This is a genomic window from Microbacterium sp. NC79 (genome assembly GCF_019061125.1).
Classification (GTDB): domain Bacteria; phylum Actinomycetota; class Actinomycetes; order Actinomycetales; family Microbacteriaceae; genus Microbacterium.
Window position 1 is genome coordinate 274,636 of record NZ_JAHQYI010000001.1, and the last position, 14,907, is coordinate 289,542.

Here is a 14,907-nt window from a genome sequence, read left to right on the forward strand (position 1 = left end):
TCAATACCGGGTTGATAACCCATCTGCATAGCGATTAAAACAATGCTACGCGTAACGACAAACATTGATTTGGCCTGGGTTTAGTTCGGACCGGTTTGTCCGTTATGTTATGTCGCAAGACATCGGTGACAGTTCTGCCTCAACACTGAATCGGCCTGGGTTTCGTTCCGTTCTTCAAGCAAGGATGGAAGACGATGAACAGGAAGTACTCGCCGGAGATGCGTGAGCGGGCGCTGCGGATGCTCGCGGAGACGCGGCCGTCGCACCCGACGATGATGAGCGCAGTCCGCCATGTTGCCGGGCTGCTGGGGATGAGCCCCGAGACGCTGCGGCTGTGGCAGCGCCGGGCCGAGGTCGACGCGGGCGTGAACCCCGGGCTGACAACCGATGCGGCGGCGGAGATCAAGCGGCTGCAGAAGGAGGTCTCGGAGTTGCGGAAAGCGAACGAGATTCTCAAGGCTGCGAGCGTGTTTTTCGCGAAGGAGCTCGACCGCCCCTGACCGAGATGATCCGGTTCATCAATGAGTACCGGGATCGTTTCGGGGTCGAGCTCATCTGCCGGGTCCTCCGACCGGCAGTGCAGGGCTTCCTCACCTCCCGCGGATACCGCTCCGCCGTCGGCCGCGCCGCCATCGTTGCCGTGGCCACCGTCGCCGCGAGCGTCGGCGCAACCACCGCAACTGCCGTGTTCCCCAGTTATGCATGAGCCTTCTCAGTTCTGCATGAGTGAAGTGCCGTCTGGGCCTCGACACACCGCGTTTTCGCGCTGGTTGAGCGTTTGGCTCATGCATAACTGGACTGACTCATGCATAACTGAGTCAACTCATGCAGGGCGGCGTCGGGGGAGTTGTTGGCGTCGACGGCTCTCAACAACGAAATGCACCTTGCGGTGGTGCCGATCATTCTCGGTCGCGGTGAGCGGCTGTGGGACGGACTTGAAGGCTTCGAGGAGCGCTTCAACGTCGAATCGATTGCCTCGCCGAGCGGCGTCGTGCACATGAAATTCTGGCGGTGCACAGCGAAAGGGTGACGGTCGCAGGCGGTCTGGTGCGACCCGACGGTGTCGACAGCGTCAGTCCTGGGCTCGCGCCGCGGTGGCTCGGCGGCCGGCGACCAACCAAGCGACGGGACCCACGACCGGCAGAAAAATCGCGAGCAACACCCACACCAATCGTTGCCCCGCGGTGAGTGACGAGTCGCGGCCGATCGAGACCAGTGCGATGACAAGCAGAACGACACCGACGAGCGCAGCGACCGACCAGGCGATGTCGTATCCCGCGGGAATCAGGGGATTAATCGTTTCTGTCATATATCGCTCCGCTCAAGGTGAACCCGGGGGGCGGCTAGTATTTCACAGCGCCGCGTCAATGTCGGTGGCCCGGCCTATGGTGGCGAATGTGAGTGCAGAACAGCGCCCCGATCTCGCGGCGATCATGGGCGGGGCGGAGCTTCGTCGCTGGTATTGGCTGAAAGAGGAGTTGCAGGGCTTCGCCCGGAACCTCGGGGTCAGTGCCGCGGGCGGCAAAGAAACGCTCACCGCGCGGCTCGTCGCGCACCTCGATGGTGAGCAGTTCACCGAGCCCGCGCCATCCCGCACAGGTAAAACGGCCCAGCTCACTGGCACGCTCACAGCCGACAGCGTGATTCCGCAGGGCCAACGCTGTAGCCAGGTCGTGCGCGCGTGGTTCGTCGAGCAGGTCGGGCCATCATTCGGCTTTGACGCTGCGATGCGAGAGTTTTTCGCGCACACCGACGGCACCCAAACGATGCATGACGCACTCGAGCACTATCGAGCAACGCGGGATCAGACGAACAAGCCGATCGACGCTCAGTTTGAGTACAACCGCTTCACCCGCAACTGGCATGAGGCTCACCCCGCTGGCACCCGTAACGAGTTGCTCACCGCGTGGCGTGAGTACCGCGCGCAACCGATTGACCAGCGCGGCCGGATCTGACCCGCCGCGTTGGCCGGCCAGCCAGCCTCTCATAACAGGCGCGGCAGGGGTCATCACAGCCCAGCCCGAAGGTTAAAGGCAGTGGAACGTCGGTAGTGCCGGAGGAGTGGACGAAATCGTTGCTCGCCGGCGGGCAACGGGATCGGCGTTGAGATCGTGGGACGCGATCAGCTTTTGCTGAAGCCCACCCAACAAGAGTGCGCGGCATCGAGGGATGGGAATACCGTCTCGGCGGGAGCGGGCTGATTCAACCAGAGGACATCAATCTCGCCCGTCGTCATCTCTTCGGCGTAGGCGATGAGACGCGACGCATCAGTAGCGTCGAGGCGCGCGTCACATATGCGCCAACTCCTTTCGTCAAGCTGCAGAACTTCCCAACGGTCCCAGGCAGACTCCGTCGGGTTAATCGCCAAGAGTGTCATGATGTGTCCCCAAGGGTGAATACGTGGGCTGAGGTGTGCGAACACCCCAGCCCACGAGGGTTATGCGGAGATCGATTGCTGGGAGGGGGCAGCGTTAACCGCGATCTTTCGCGGCTTGGCTTTCTCACTCACCGGAATGTGCACGGAAAGAACTCCTGCTTCGTACGATGCGCTGATGTTCTCGACGTCGATTCCGTCGCCCAGAGTGAACTGTCGGAGGTACGAACCTTCCCCCCGTTCACGTGCAAGCCAGCGAACACCATCGCGCGAGTCTGCCGTGCGCTGGGCCCGGATTGACAGCTGTGATCCGTCGACGTCGACGTCGATTGAACCCGGGTCGACGCCGGGGAGATCCGCATTAAGCACATAGTGGTCGCCTTCTCGGAAGAGGTCGACGGGCATGTGCCTCGGCGAGCGAACTGCATCGATCACCGACGCCGTCAGCCGGTCTAGTTGGGAGAAGGGGTCAAATGTCATTGCCACAGTCGTATCCTTTCTCGAAACGGATTATCAATCACCAGCTACAGAAGATCTGCATGTTCTGGTATAGGTTTTATAAACCAAGTCGATTCAGAATGCAACCCGCTTGAAAGTGACATGATGCAGCGCTCTAACGTTCCTCTGTATGGCATCGCGGTCGCCGCCACGCTCGCCGAGTTGCCGATCGCGACTCTGCGTCTTTACGAAGCAAAAGGAGTGCTTCGGCCATCTCGTAGCGGAGGGGGGACCCGAAGGTACAGTGACGAAGACCTCGCTCGGCTGGCGCGGGCCAGCGCGCTGCGCGATCGCGGTGTGAACATGGCTGGCATCAAAATCATCCTCGAACTCGAAGATGAGATTGCGCGGCTGAAAGCGCGGTAGTGCGACTACCGCGGCCGTGGAGCGAGTGTCTTGCGCATGAATATCTGCGCGGTTCCGTCGTCCTGTTCGATCCGTTCGCTCTCGCGATACCCGAGCGATGTGTATAGCTCAAGGTTCGATTTGCTTAAGCTCCCGGTGAAGAGTTCGGCGCGGGCGCATGAAGTACTTTCTTCCAAGGTAGCGAGCAGTCGCGGGCCGATCCCACGGCCCTGCTGGTCTGGCGCGACAGCGATGCGACCGACCAGTAGTACATCGTCGAGCTCGCGTGCCCGGATTGCGCCCACGATGCGGTTATCGATGACCGCGACGAAACCGAGAGTATCGCGCAACTCGGCCTTGAGCTGGTCGAGCGTCTGGGTGAGAGGGGGCGTGTTTGGGTCGCGATAAATTTGCGCCTCAGAGACGAACGACGCGCGCTGGAGGGTGAGTACCTCACCGGCGTCAGCAGGCGAGATAGGTCGAATGACGACGCGTTCCTCATCGAGCACCATGGTGACGACAGTCTAAACGGGTCTTGCTGGTTCCACTCGCTAGATTGAGAGCGCGCCCAAAACCCGCACCAGTCCGCACTGGCCAGACGGCCCATCTCGATGGCGCCATCGATCGGCTTTGACACCGCGCGCGGCATGATCTCCCTGGCTTTGGGCATGGCGATCTCGTTGATCGGTATCGATTTTCAGAGCGGCCAGCCGCGCCTGACGTTCGGGCTTCTGCCCCTGTTCGATGGCATCGACGTCGTTGTGCTGATCGTGGCCCTGTTTGCAATTGGTGAGCTCTACTATGTTGTCGCGCACCAGAGCACGACAGTTTTCAAGGTGCTCCCCTTCTCCGGCAAGTGGATGTCTAAGGATGACTTCCGACGTTCTTGGAAGCCCTGGCTGCGCAGAACCGCGATTGGATTCCCGTTTGGCGTGATTCCCGCTGGTGGGTCTGAGATTCCGACCTTCTTGTCGTACTCGGCAGAGAAGCGACTGTCGAAGAACCCGGAAGAGTTCGGTCACGGTGCCATCGAGGGCGTCGCCGGGCCGGAGGCTGCGAACAACGCGAATGCAGCCGGCTCTCTGGTTCCGCTTTTGACGCTCGGTATTCCAACGTCAGCAACGGCGGCCGTTCTGCTCGTCGCTTTCCAACAGTACGGAATTCAGACCGGACCGCAACTGTTGAGCACCCAGGCGAACCTGGTGTGGACGCTGATTGCCAGCCTCGTCGTTGCGAACCTCCTTCTGTTGCTGCTCAACCTGCCGCTCGTGGGCCTCTGGGTAAAGCTGCTGAAGATTCCGAAGCCGTACCTGTTCGCGGGCATCGCCACGTTCGCCGTTCTTGGTGCTTACGCGTCAAGCGGATCCACGTTCGATGTGATCCTGCTCGCCATCCTCGGCGGGGTTGGCTACCTCATGCGTCGTTTTGGTTATCCGGTATCGCCCATGATCGTCGGCGCGATTCTTGGACCGATGGCGGAAATTCAGTTCCGTCGAACGCTGGACATTTCAGCCGGCGACCCGGTCGCGTTGATCTCGACGCCGTTTACCTGGGTGGTCTACGGAGCGCTTGCTATCGCGCTCACGCTTGGCGTGCTGCTACGCAAGCGTCCGACGAAGCAAGAGGTGCTGGAGGACATTGCAGCACTGCCGACTTCGACAGTGCGTACCGTCACGGCAAGCACGCGCGCTCGCGCGGAAGCGGGAGCCTCGGAGCAGTCTAAAGATCGGGAGTAGCTTCGACGCATCAGCGTCGGAATGATCCGCAAAAATGGCGGCCTGGTACCAATGGTGCCAGGCCGCCATTCTGCGTCTCGGACGGTGACCAGCGCACGTATTGCGGTTGCATGATTTGACCGGCAACGGGCGCATCCTCGATACCCGGCACCGCCTCGGGTATGGTCACAGGCATGGCGAATGCAAAGATGCAATCAACTCAGCAGCCGACCAACCGTCGCGAAGCCTTCGGGTCACGCAACGTGTTCATTCTGGCCGCAATCGGCTCTGCCGTCGGACTCGGAAATATCTGGCGATTCCCTTACGTCGCCTATGAGGGCGGCGGTGGCGCGTTCCTCATTCCGTACCTGTGCGCACTACTCACCGCAGGCATTCCGCTCCTCTTCCTGGACTATGCGATCGGCCACCGCTTCCGCGGATCAGCGCCGCTCGCGTTCCGGCGTATGCACCGAGCAGCGGAACCATTGGGCTGGTGGCAGGTGCTGATTTGTGTCGTGATTGCCGTCTACTACGCCGTCATTGTGGCGTGGGCGGCGATGTACACCTGGTTCTCCGCACAGCTCACGTGGGGTGCCGGTAATGAGAACGACTTCTTCTTCACCGAATTCCTCACGATGAGTAGTCCAGACGACGGGCTGTCCACGACGTTCGTGCCGCAGGTCGGGGTTCCGCTCGCCGTCGTGTGGGTGGTGGTCATCGTGATCATGGCGCTCGGCGTCAAGCGCGGAATCGGCACCGCCAACATGATTCTCATGCCACTTCTCACCGTGATGTTTGTGATTCTTGTGGTGCAGTCGCTCTTTCTGCCGGGTGCGCTCGACGGCCTGACCGCCTTCTTTGAACCCAATTGGGACGCGCTCGCTAACACGGCTGTCTGGGCCAGCGCCTACGGTCACATCTTCTTCTCGCTGTCCGTGGCCTTCGGAATCATGGTCACCTACGCGTCGTACCTGAAGCGCAAAACTGACCTCACTGGTTCCGGTCTCGTTGTTGCCTTCGCCAACTCGTCGTTTGAGATCCTCGCAGGCATCGGCGTCTTCGCGGCACTGGGGTTCATGGCGCAGGCGGCGCAGACCGATGTCTCCGGCGTCGCGACGAGCGGCATCGGCCTCGCCTTCGTTGCCTTCCCGACGATCGTCTCGCAAGCAACCGGTGGTTCCATCATCGGCGTGCTGTTCTTCGGAGCCCTCGTCTTCGCAGGCATCACGTCGATGATCTCGATTCTCGAAGTCATCGTTTCGGCGCTGCAAGACAAGCTCGGCTGGACGCGCCTCAGCACGACGCTTGTCGTGTCGATTCCGCTTGCGGTCATCTCGATGGCGCTGTTCTCGACAACGAGTGCGCTCGTCGTGCTCGATACGACGGACGCATTCGTGAACTCGTTCGGCATCATGGCCGTCGCGTTCGTGACAGTGGTCGTGGTGTCGTGGGTGCTGTTCAAACTGCCGACGCTGCAGGAACACCTCAACCGCCGCTCGAGCTTCCGCATCGGCATGATCTGGCGCCTGTTGGTGTCTGTGCTCGCGCCGCTGATTCTCGGCTACCTGCTGTTCAGCGAGTTCCAGACGAAGCTGGCGGAACCATATGGCGGCTACCCGGGATGGCTGATCGGAACATTCGGATGGGGCATGGTCGTCCTGCTCATTGTCGGTGGCGTGTTGCTGTCGCTCGTGCCGTGGAGCGAGAAATCGCACGCGAAGGATGACCCGGGCTACGACGAGTTCTTGACCGTTGAAGCGTACGAACCCGACCCGGAAACCGGGGCGGTACGCGTGCAGAAGGGAGCGCAGCGATGAGCAGCGAAGCAATCATCATGATGGTGGTCGCGATGGTCACGGTCTGGGGCGGACTCGTCGCCGGCATCGTCAACCTCGCCCGCCACCCCGAGGTCGAAGACACGGAACCACTGCCGCCGGTTGAGCTCTAGTCCTCTGTTCGGGCGCCGGGTGAGCCCGCTGCCCGGTCGTTGAACGAGCGAAGCGAGACGAAACGTGTGCCGTTTCGTCTCGCTCGCTGCGCGCGCTCAGCGCCCTGCAGGTTACGGACTAGCCGAAGCGAATGTCCTCGGTGGACATGAGGGGATAGTGCGCGGGGTAGGGGCGCTGAGCAACTCCGCATTCCACGGCGGCGCGGGCCACAGCGGCAGACACGGTGCCGAGCAGGCGCGGGTCGACGGGCTTGGGCAGAATGTACTCCGGACCAAACTCGAAGTGTTCGCCCTCATACGCCGCTTCCACCTCAGCGGGCACGGGCTGACGGGCGAGGTCACGCAAGGCAAGCACGGCTGCGACCTTCATCTCCTCCGTGATGGCCGATGCACGCACGTCGAGTGCGCCACGGAAGATAAACGGAAAGCCAAGCACGTTGTTGACCTGATTCGGAAAGTCGCTGCGTCCCGTCGCGACAATCACGTCGCTCCGCACCGCCTTCGCGACATGCGGCAAGATCTCCGGGTCGGGGTTGGCCATTGCGAAAACAATGGGGCGTTCGGCCATTGAACGGAGCATGTCTTCGCTGAGTACACCGGGCCCGGACACGCCGAGGAATACATCGGCACCCGCGATCGCATCACTCAGCGTGCGGTGGTCGGTGGTGCGGGCGAATTCGCGCTTGAACTCGTTGAGATCAGTGCGGCCGGCGTGCACGACCCCTTGACTGTCGATGAGTGTCAGGTGCTCGGCCGGGAAGCCGACCGACCGCAGCAGCCGGAAAGTCGCGATACCGGCGGCACCGGCGCCCGCGCACACAATGCGCACGTCGGCCATGTCCTTGCCCTGAATATCGATCGCGTTCAGCAGACCGGCAACAGCGATCACCGCGGTGCCGTGCTGGTCATCGTGAAACACCGGAATGTTGCACCGCTCGATGAGGCGCCGCTCAATCTCGAAGCAGTCAGGGGCGGCGATGTCCTCCAGGTTGATGCCGCCGAACGTCGGTGAGATGGCGGCCATCGCGTCAACAAACTTGTCGATGTCACGCTCCTCGGTCTCAATGTCGATCGCGTCGACGCCCGCAAAGTGACGAAACAGGAGTGCTTTGCCCTCCATGACCGGCTTGCTCGCGAGACCGCCGAGCGCACCAAGCCCGAGGATCGCTGTGCCGTTGCTGATCACGGCGACGAGGTTGCCCTTGTTCGTGTAGCGGTAGGCGTCGTCGAGGTCGGCGGCGATCGCGCGCACCGGAGCTGCGACGCCCGGGCTGTACGCGAGCGTCAGATCACGCGCGTTCTCGGCGGGCTTGGTGAGCGTCACCGCCAACTTTCCGGGGCGTGGGTGCTCGTGGTATTCGAGCGCGTCGATCGTGAGTTGCTCTGCGGGTGTCGTGGTGCGGGTGGGGTCAATGATCGTCATGTCGGAGTCCTTGCGGGCGGGGCGAGATCGCCAAGAATGCCGCAGCGCGGCAGTGAAGGATTTGAACCTGACGGCAGATATCGCGTCAGGTTCACCGACGAGAAGAGTGAGCCCCATCGGCGGGTGAGCGGTCAGATCGACCGGGCACCGAGCCAGCGCTGTTGAGCGCGTGAGAATCACCCTAGGGGGAAATCAGGCAAGAGTGTGGCCCTTTTGTTCGGCAAGTGCGAAGAAGATCACCCCCGAGATCACAGAATAGAAAAAACCAGGGTTCTTGCGCGGGGTGCGCGATGAACGCAGATGACAGTGGCCGCGACACCCGGGTGCTCAGCCACCGGGACGAGGCACGCGCGCACAGACATCGCCGGGTAGCGTGTGGGCATGACGCTTGTGGAGATTCCCGCCTCAGATCGCACCGACATTGCCGCCCTTGTCAACGCGTACGCGTACGCCGTTGACGCTCGCGAAGCTGCCACCGTTTCGACGCTCTTCACCAATGATGGCGTTCTCATGGTTCCGTCGGCTCCTGAACGGCTCACCCCGACGCGTGAACTTGTGGGGCGAGCCGAAATTGAAGCAGAACTCGCCCAGCTCGACGCGTTTGTCGTCACGAGCCACGCGATCACCGGCCACCACCTCAGCGCATATGACGGCGACACTGCGCGCGGCGTCACGCGGTGTGAGGCGCATCACATTTCACGGTCACGCCGCGACGACAGCCTGCGCGATTTGGTGTGGATTCTGCGGTACGCCGATGACTACCGTCGCACCGCGGCAGGCTGGCTTTTTGAACGGCGCGAAATCACCATTGACGTCGTCGACCGACGCACGATTCACGATGCCACTCCGCGTAAGGCGGCGCGCTCGCGCGACACCGAACGCTAGCGGGTCGCCACCACCCGGTCGTTCAAAATACGCATCAGCGGCAGACACGCGATCGCAACCACTGCCGGGAGCAGAAACGCCAAGCTGAGCGCGGCAACTTCGGCGACGATTCCGGGAATCACCGCTCCGACGAGCGCGGCAGCGTAGTTAAACAGGTTGACCCGTGCGATAACCTCATCGCTGCGCTCAGGCAGAATTTCTCCGGCGTGCCCGAACGCGATGGGTGTGAGCGCGCCCGACGCGACTCCCGTCAGTGCAATACCGACAAGCGCAAGCGTGACGGGTTGTGAAAGCACCATGAGCGCGCACCCGATTGCGCCGATCGTCGCGGGCGCAACAGCGATCCGACGGCGACCGAAGCGGCGCAGCAGCGGGTCAAGCACGAGGCGCGTCACGAACACAGCGCCGAGGTAGAGCCCGAGGCAGAGCGGGGCGAGGTGAGCCGCGACCTGCAGGTCGTCTTCGGCATACACCGTCGCCCACGTGGCAAGCGAGGCGTCAATCACGAACGATGCAAACACGATCATGCCGACAGCAATAATCGCGCCCCGCGGCAACGGCGAGCGCTTCCGCGACGAGTCGTTGATCACCCGCGCCGCGCGTTCCGGATCAAACCAGCGCACCGCGATCAGACCGGCGGCGAGATAGATGGCGGCGGCCACGACCAGCGGAACCTGCCCCATCAGTCCGGCGGTCAGTGCGGCCGACGTCACGACGGTGGCAATAATGCCACCCATCGTTGATGACGCGAAGAATCGCCCGAAGAGCGGAGTGCCATGGGCGCGCTCGGCGAGTGAGCCCTGCATATTGCACGCCGCGTCGACGAGACCTAGCCCCACACCGTGCAGAATCAGGATGGGGATGATGATGGCGGGCCCCGCTCCCACGGCAACGCCGGTCAGCGTGCACGCCTCGGCGATGAGCCCCACACGCAACGCCAACCTACTCCCGCCGCGCACCGCCAACACATCCGCAAGCATCGACCCAACCGCGGCGCTCACGACGATGCACAGCAACACGATCGACAGCCCGACATCGTCGAGTCCGGTGCGTGCGCGAAGCGAGGGCAGTGCGGTCACCAGGGCGGCATAGCCAAAGCCCTGGGCGGCGAACGCTGCGCCGACCGCGAGCGGAGTTCGGGTCATGGATCGTAGTTTGCCGCTCCACCACATGCGCGGCAAGATGAAAACCCAAACCTGACCGAAGCTTTACCCAGCAGGCACGTGCTCACGGGCGACGGTCTCCAGCGTTGCCCGCAGTGCCGCAATCGCCGGACGGCCGGCGCTCGATTCGCGCGCCGACGTAAAAATGGTGCGTCGCGGCTCGGTCGGTAGGTCAATAAGCGCGCACGTCGGGCTCTCGCCCGCCCACTGCAGATCCGGGATGAACGCGACCGCGTTGCCCGACCGAATCAGCCGAATCTGCGCCTGCAGGTCGGCGGTTTGGTACCGCACGTCGGGCTCAAACCCCGCGCTCCGGCAGGCTTGCTCGGCAAAGTGTCTGGACGCTGCTCCCCGAGGTTCCATGACCCACGGAACCTCGGCAGCGTCGCCGAGGTTCCGGAGCGGCCCGAAGGCGCTTGCGCCTGGCGGTACAGCGAGACGAATCGCGTCACGCAGAAGTTCGCGGCGGTCAAGACCGGGATGCCACGCTGCCGCATGCACCGGATACTGCTCGGCAACGACGAGGTCGAAGTCGCGAGCCCACGTGTCGGCGAGCGCCGTCTCGGGCTCATGCTGGGTCATTTCAACGCGCACGTCTGGGTGCGCTTCGCGCATCCGCGTGAGAGTGGCGGGCAACAGCGCCAGCATGGCGGACTGGAACACCGCCATGCGCACCGTTCCCGAGGTGGTGGTCAGCGAAGACGAGAGATCGGCCTCGGCCCGCTCCAACGTGTCGAGCAGCTCCTCCGTGTGCCGCGCCAGAATTTCTGCCTGCGGTGTCAGTTGCACTCGCCGTCCGACGCGGCGCAATAGCTCGACACCCGTCTCTTGCTCCAGCAGGCTGAGCTGTTGCGAAACCGCAGATGGCGTGAAGTTGAGCGCCTCGGCAGCCGCAGCGATGGTTCCGCGCACCTGCACTTCGCGAAGCAATCGCAATCGACGTACATCCAGCACGGTGGCCTCCTCATTGATGGTTAATCAAGGCTAACTATTAATGATTAGTTTTCGTCGCTTTTGCTTATGCGTCGGGGTGCTCATACTCAGAAACACGTACCCAATGCCACTTCTGAGGAATGACATGACTGCCGTTGCTAACCCGAGGCACTCCGGAGCCGCCGGACTCACCACCGACGAACGAAACGCGCTCGCTGACGATGCCATCGCGCTTGTTCAGCGCTGGCTACAGACGGCGGCGTCGATCCCGCCTGACGTTTCAGGTCAGCGTCTTGCCGGTGTGCTGAAAGACCCGCATGGGCTCGACTTCACCGTCGGTTTCGTTGATGGCGTTGTGCGTCCAGAAGATCTGCACGTTGCCGCCCGCAACCTCCGTCGGCTCGCACCCCAGGTTCCGTCGTTCCTGCCATGGCCGTTGCGTGCCGCTGTCCGTCTCGGCGGCGTGACGGCACCTATTCTCCCCAGCGTCGTGGTTCCGATCGCCCGCACGGTGCTGCGAAAAATGGTTGGCCACCTCATCGTGGACGCGACCGACGCCAAGCTTGGTGCCGCGATCGCGCACATCAAGAAGCCAGGCATCCGTCTCAACATGAACCTCCTCGGCGAGGCTGTGCTCGGGAGCAAGGAGGCAGGACGCCGACTGGCCGGAACCATCGCGCTTGTCGAGCGCGCCGACGTCGACTACGTGTCGATCAAGGTGTCATCTACCGTGAGCCCGCACTCCCCGTGGGCATTTGACGAAGACGTGGAACACGTCGTGCAAAGCCTGACGCCGCTGTTTCAGCGTGCGGCAGCGGCGACGCCAGCGAAGTTCATCAACCTCGACATGGAGGAATACAAAGACCTCGACCTCACGATCGCGGTCTTCACGAAGCTGCTTGATAAGCCCGAGTTCACCAATCTGGAGGCAGGCATCGTGCTGCAGGCCTACCTGCCAGATGCACTGTCGGCGATGATTCGCCTGCAGGAGTGGGCTGCCGTGCGCCGCGCCAACGGCGGCGCGGGCATCAAGGTGCGCGTCGTGAAGGGCGCGAACCTCCCGATGGAACACGTTGATGCCTCCCTCCACGGGTGGCCAGTCGCGACCTGGCACACGAAGCAAGACTCTGACACGAACTACAAGCGGGTACTCGAGTACGCGCTCGACGCGGAACGAATTCGTAATATCAAGATCGGTGTCGCCGGTCACAACCTGTTCGACATCGCGTTTGCCTGGTTGCTCGCCAAGCAGCGCGGCGTCAGCAACGGCATCGACATCGAGATGCTTCTCGGCATGGCGCAGAGCCAAGCGGAGGCGGTCAAACGCGACGTCGGCGAGCTCCTCCTGTACACCCCGGTCGTACACCCGCAGGAGTTCGATGTCGCCATCGCCTACCTGATTCGCCGCCTCGAAGAAGGAGCTAGCAGCGACAATTTCATGTCAGCCGTGTTCGAGCTGAGTGAGAGCGCCGACCTCTTTGAACGCGAGAAGAACCGCTTCCTCGCCTCGCTCGCCGCCCTCGATACCGCGGTTCCCGCACCGCACCGCGTACAAGACCGCACGCAGCAGGCAGCAGCGGCACCAACCGACCACTTCGAAAACACCCCGGACACCGACCCTGCCGTTGACGCCAACCGCGGCTGGGGTCGCGCGATCCTCAGCAACGTTTCCACCAGCACGCTCGGCACCGCAACGGTCGACGCGTCGATCATCTCAACCGAGGATGAGCTTGACGCCGTCATTGACCGCACCACGGCTGCCGGAACCGCGTGGGGCGCGATGAGCGGAGCCGAACGCGCCGCGATTCTGCACCGCGCAGGCGACGCACTTCAGGCACGGCGTGCGGAACTCATGGAGATCTCTGCCGCCGAGGCAGGCAAGACACTTGACCAGTCAGACCCCGAAGTCTCCGAAGCGATCGACTTCGCGCACTACTACGCCGAACTCGCAAAAGAACTCGACGACGTCGACGGCGCCGTGTTTACTCCCGCGAAACTAACCGTCGTGGTTCCGCCGTGGAACTTTCCCATCGCCATCCCCGCAGGTTCTACCCTCGCCGCGCTCGCGGCAGGCTCCCCCGTCATCATTAAGCCGTCGCGGCAGGCCCGCCGCTCCGGCGCCGTCATGGTTGAAGCGCTATGGGAAGCGGGTGTGCCGCGCGACGTGCTGTCGTTCGTGCAACTGGCAGATAACGCGCTGGGCGAGCGCTTGATGTCCCACCCGGCGGTGGAGCGTGTCATTCTGACCGGCGGCTACGAGACGGCGGAACTGTTCCGCTCGTTCCGTAAGGACCTCCCGCTGCTTGCCGAGACGAGCGGTAAGAACGCCATGATCGTCACTCCGAGCGCCGACCTTGACCTCGCGGTGAAGGATGTCGTGTACTCCGCCTTCGGTCACGCCGGCCAAAAGTGCTCGGCGGCCTCTCTCGTCGTGCTCGTTGGTTCCGTTGCCACCTCAAAACGGTTCCGGAACCAGTTGCTTGACGCCGTCAGTTCTCTCGTCGTCGGTTATCCGGACGATGCGACGGCACAAATGGGGCCGATCATTGAGCCCGCGCGCGGCAAGCTCAAGACCGCACTGACCACGATCGAACCCGGACAGCAGTGGCTGATCGAACCGCGTCAGCTCGATGACAGCGGCAAACTCTGGAGCCCGGGCGTACGCGAAGGCGTACAGCGCGGCAGCGAATATCACCGTGTCGAGTATTTTGGGCCGATTCTTGGCATCATGACAGCCAAGACGCTCGACGAGGCCATCGCGATCGTCAATGACATTGACTATGGCCTCACTTCGGGCCTGCATTCGCTCGACACGACCGAAATCAACCAGTGGCTTACCCACATCGAGGCGGGCAACCTGTACGTCAACCGCGGCACAACCGGTGCGATTGTGCAGCGCCAGCCGTTCGGCGGATGGAAGAAGTCGGCCGTCGGTGCCGGAACCAAAGCGGGCGGCCCGAACTACCTGATCGGCCTCGGGCACTGGACTCCGGCCGAAGCACGCATTGCTCCTGCCGAGCCGATCACCCCGCTTCAAGACGCGTTTAGCGGCACACCTGCCGAGCACGCGATGCTCGCCCGGGCCTGTGCAAGCGACGCTCACGCGTGGCAACACGAGTTTGGGGTGGCCCGTGACCGCTCCGGTCTTACCGCCGAGCGCAACGTGTTCCGCTACCGTCCACGTCTCGTGCACGTGCGCTTAAGCGAGGGCGAGCCGCTCGTCTCGCTTGTGCGCGTGCTCAGCGCCGCGAAGCGCGTGGGTGCCACCGTGACCGTCTCGAGTGCCATTGCTGTGCCGCGTCACATTGCCCAGGCCGCCGGACACATCCTCGGTGAGGCCACCGTTGAAGACGATGTCACCTTTGCCACCCGCATGGGAGCGGCGGCACCCGACCACATGGGCACGCGCATTCGATTGATCGGAGGAACCACGCGGCTGGTGGCTGAGGCGACCAACGGTTCTCCCGATGTCGCCATCTACGCGGGCGCGGTCACCGAGTCCGGACGAATCGAAATGCTGCCATTTGTGCAGGAGCAGGCGGTATCTGTGACGGCCCACCGGTTCGGCACGGCCAATCACCTCACCGACACCATCCTGTAGCGCGCAATCCCATCTGTCAGGG

15 protein-coding genes and 1 pseudogene are annotated in these 14,907 nt (G+C 62.8%); 9 read left to right on the top strand and 7 right to left on the bottom strand.

Annotation, left to right across the window (positions count from 1 at the left end; genetic code table 11):
* The first annotated feature begins 194 nt into the window (after positions 1-194).
* Both KTJ77_RS01205 and KTJ77_RS01210 read left to right on the top strand, forming a co-directional pair.
* A complete protein-coding gene (locus tag KTJ77_RS01205) occupies positions 195-500 on the top strand; it encodes a transposase (protein WP_217336700.1) in 306 nt (101 codons plus the stop codon).
* A gap of 5 nt (positions 501-505) precedes the next feature.
* Entirely contained in the window at positions 506-706 is a 201-nt protein-coding gene (locus tag KTJ77_RS01210) for a hypothetical protein (RefSeq protein ID WP_217336701.1), read from the top strand.
* A 366-nt stretch (positions 707-1,072) separates the two neighbouring features.
* Here KTJ77_RS01210 and KTJ77_RS01215 read toward each other — a convergent pair whose 3' ends face one another.
* The gene (locus KTJ77_RS01215; RefSeq protein ID WP_217336702.1) at positions 1,073-1,309 is read right to left on the bottom strand and encodes a PLDc N-terminal domain-containing protein; all 237 of its coding nucleotides are present in this window, start codon (positions 1,307-1,309) and stop codon (positions 1,073-1,075) included.
* Positions 1,310-1,397: 88 nt separating this feature from the next.
* On the opposite strand from KTJ77_RS01215, the gene KTJ77_RS01220 reads away from it, so the two are divergent.
* Positions 1,398-1,955: a DUF6434 domain-containing protein gene (locus KTJ77_RS01220; RefSeq protein ID WP_367948791.1), complete on the top strand. Its 558-nt coding sequence runs from the start codon at positions 1,398-1,400 to the stop codon at positions 1,953-1,955.
* Between the two features lie 167 nt (positions 1,956-2,122).
* Here the strand turns inward: KTJ77_RS01220 and KTJ77_RS01225 are convergent, their stop codons facing one another.
* Positions 2,123-2,377 carry a hypothetical protein gene (locus KTJ77_RS01225; RefSeq protein ID WP_217336704.1) on the bottom strand — a complete coding sequence of 85 codons (255 nt, stop codon included), beginning with the start codon at positions 2,375-2,377 and terminating at the stop codon, positions 2,123-2,125.
* A gap of 60 nt (positions 2,378-2,437) precedes the next feature.
* A complete protein-coding gene (locus tag KTJ77_RS01230; RefSeq protein WP_217336705.1) occupies positions 2,438-2,860 on the bottom strand; it encodes an Hsp20/alpha crystallin family protein in 423 nt (140 codons plus the stop codon).
* A gap of 114 nt (positions 2,861-2,974) precedes the next feature.
* On the opposite strand from KTJ77_RS01230, the gene KTJ77_RS01235 reads away from it, so the two are divergent.
* On the top strand, positions 2,975-3,238 hold the full coding sequence (locus KTJ77_RS01235) for a MerR family transcriptional regulator (protein WP_217336706.1): 264 nt from the start codon (positions 2,975-2,977) through the stop codon (positions 3,236-3,238).
* A gap of 5 nt (positions 3,239-3,243) precedes the next feature.
* Here the strand turns inward: KTJ77_RS01235 and KTJ77_RS01240 are convergent, their stop codons facing one another.
* The gene (locus KTJ77_RS01240; protein ID WP_217336707.1) at positions 3,244-3,729 is read right to left on the bottom strand and encodes a GNAT family N-acetyltransferase; all 486 of its coding nucleotides are present in this window, start codon (positions 3,727-3,729) and stop codon (positions 3,244-3,246) included.
* 129 nt (positions 3,730-3,858) lie between these two features.
* Here KTJ77_RS01240 and KTJ77_RS01245 point away from each other — a divergent pair.
* From KTJ77_RS01245 to KTJ77_RS01255, 3 genes and pseudogenes are all read left to right on the top strand, one after another.
* Positions 3,859-4,953 (top strand): annotated as a pseudogene (locus tag KTJ77_RS01245) (tripartite tricarboxylate transporter permease); the annotation flags it as partial.
* Between the two features lie 173 nt (positions 4,954-5,126).
* On the top strand, positions 5,127-6,749 hold the full coding sequence (locus KTJ77_RS01250; RefSeq protein WP_254367331.1) for a sodium-dependent transporter: 1,623 nt from the start codon (positions 5,127-5,129) through the stop codon (positions 6,747-6,749).
* Positions 6,746-6,880, top strand: a complete 135-nt coding sequence (locus KTJ77_RS01255; protein ID WP_217336709.1) for a methionine/alanine import family NSS transporter small subunit — start codon at positions 6,746-6,748, stop codon at positions 6,878-6,880. The genes KTJ77_RS01250 and KTJ77_RS01255 overlap by 4 nt, the downstream gene beginning before the upstream one ends.
* A 118-nt stretch (positions 6,881-6,998) precedes the next feature.
* Here the strand turns inward: KTJ77_RS01255 and KTJ77_RS01260 are convergent, their stop codons facing one another.
* Entirely contained in the window at positions 6,999-8,303 is a 1,305-nt protein-coding gene (locus KTJ77_RS01260; protein WP_217336710.1) for a malic enzyme-like NAD(P)-binding protein, read from the bottom strand.
* Between the two features lie 381 nt (positions 8,304-8,684).
* Here KTJ77_RS01260 and KTJ77_RS01265 point away from each other — a divergent pair, with 381 nt between their 5' ends.
* Complete coding sequence (locus KTJ77_RS01265) at positions 8,685-9,188, top strand: nuclear transport factor 2 family protein (protein WP_217336711.1); 504 nt, start codon at positions 8,685-8,687, stop codon at positions 9,186-9,188.
* On the opposite strand, the gene KTJ77_RS01270 is transcribed toward KTJ77_RS01265, so the two are convergent.
* Both KTJ77_RS01270 and KTJ77_RS01275 read right to left on the bottom strand, forming a co-directional pair.
* Positions 9,185-10,333 (bottom strand): sugar MFS transporter, encoded by a 1,149-nt coding sequence (locus KTJ77_RS01270; RefSeq protein WP_217336712.1) that lies wholly within the window; start codon positions 10,331-10,333, stop codon positions 9,185-9,187. The two genes, KTJ77_RS01265 and KTJ77_RS01270, sit on opposite strands and share 4 nt — an antisense overlap.
* A gap of 63 nt (positions 10,334-10,396) precedes the next feature.
* Positions 10,397-11,305 carry a LysR family transcriptional regulator gene (locus tag KTJ77_RS01275; protein ID WP_217336713.1) on the bottom strand — a complete coding sequence of 303 codons (909 nt, stop codon included), beginning with the start codon at positions 11,303-11,305 and terminating at the stop codon, positions 10,397-10,399.
* 124 nt (positions 11,306-11,429) lie between these two features.
* Between KTJ77_RS01275 and KTJ77_RS01280 the strand changes: the two genes are divergently transcribed.
* Positions 11,430-14,885, top strand: coding sequence for a bifunctional proline dehydrogenase/L-glutamate gamma-semialdehyde dehydrogenase (locus tag KTJ77_RS01280; RefSeq protein ID WP_217336714.1), 3,456 nt, complete (start codon positions 11,430-11,432; stop codon positions 14,883-14,885).
* Positions 14,886-14,907 lie beyond the last annotated feature (22 nt).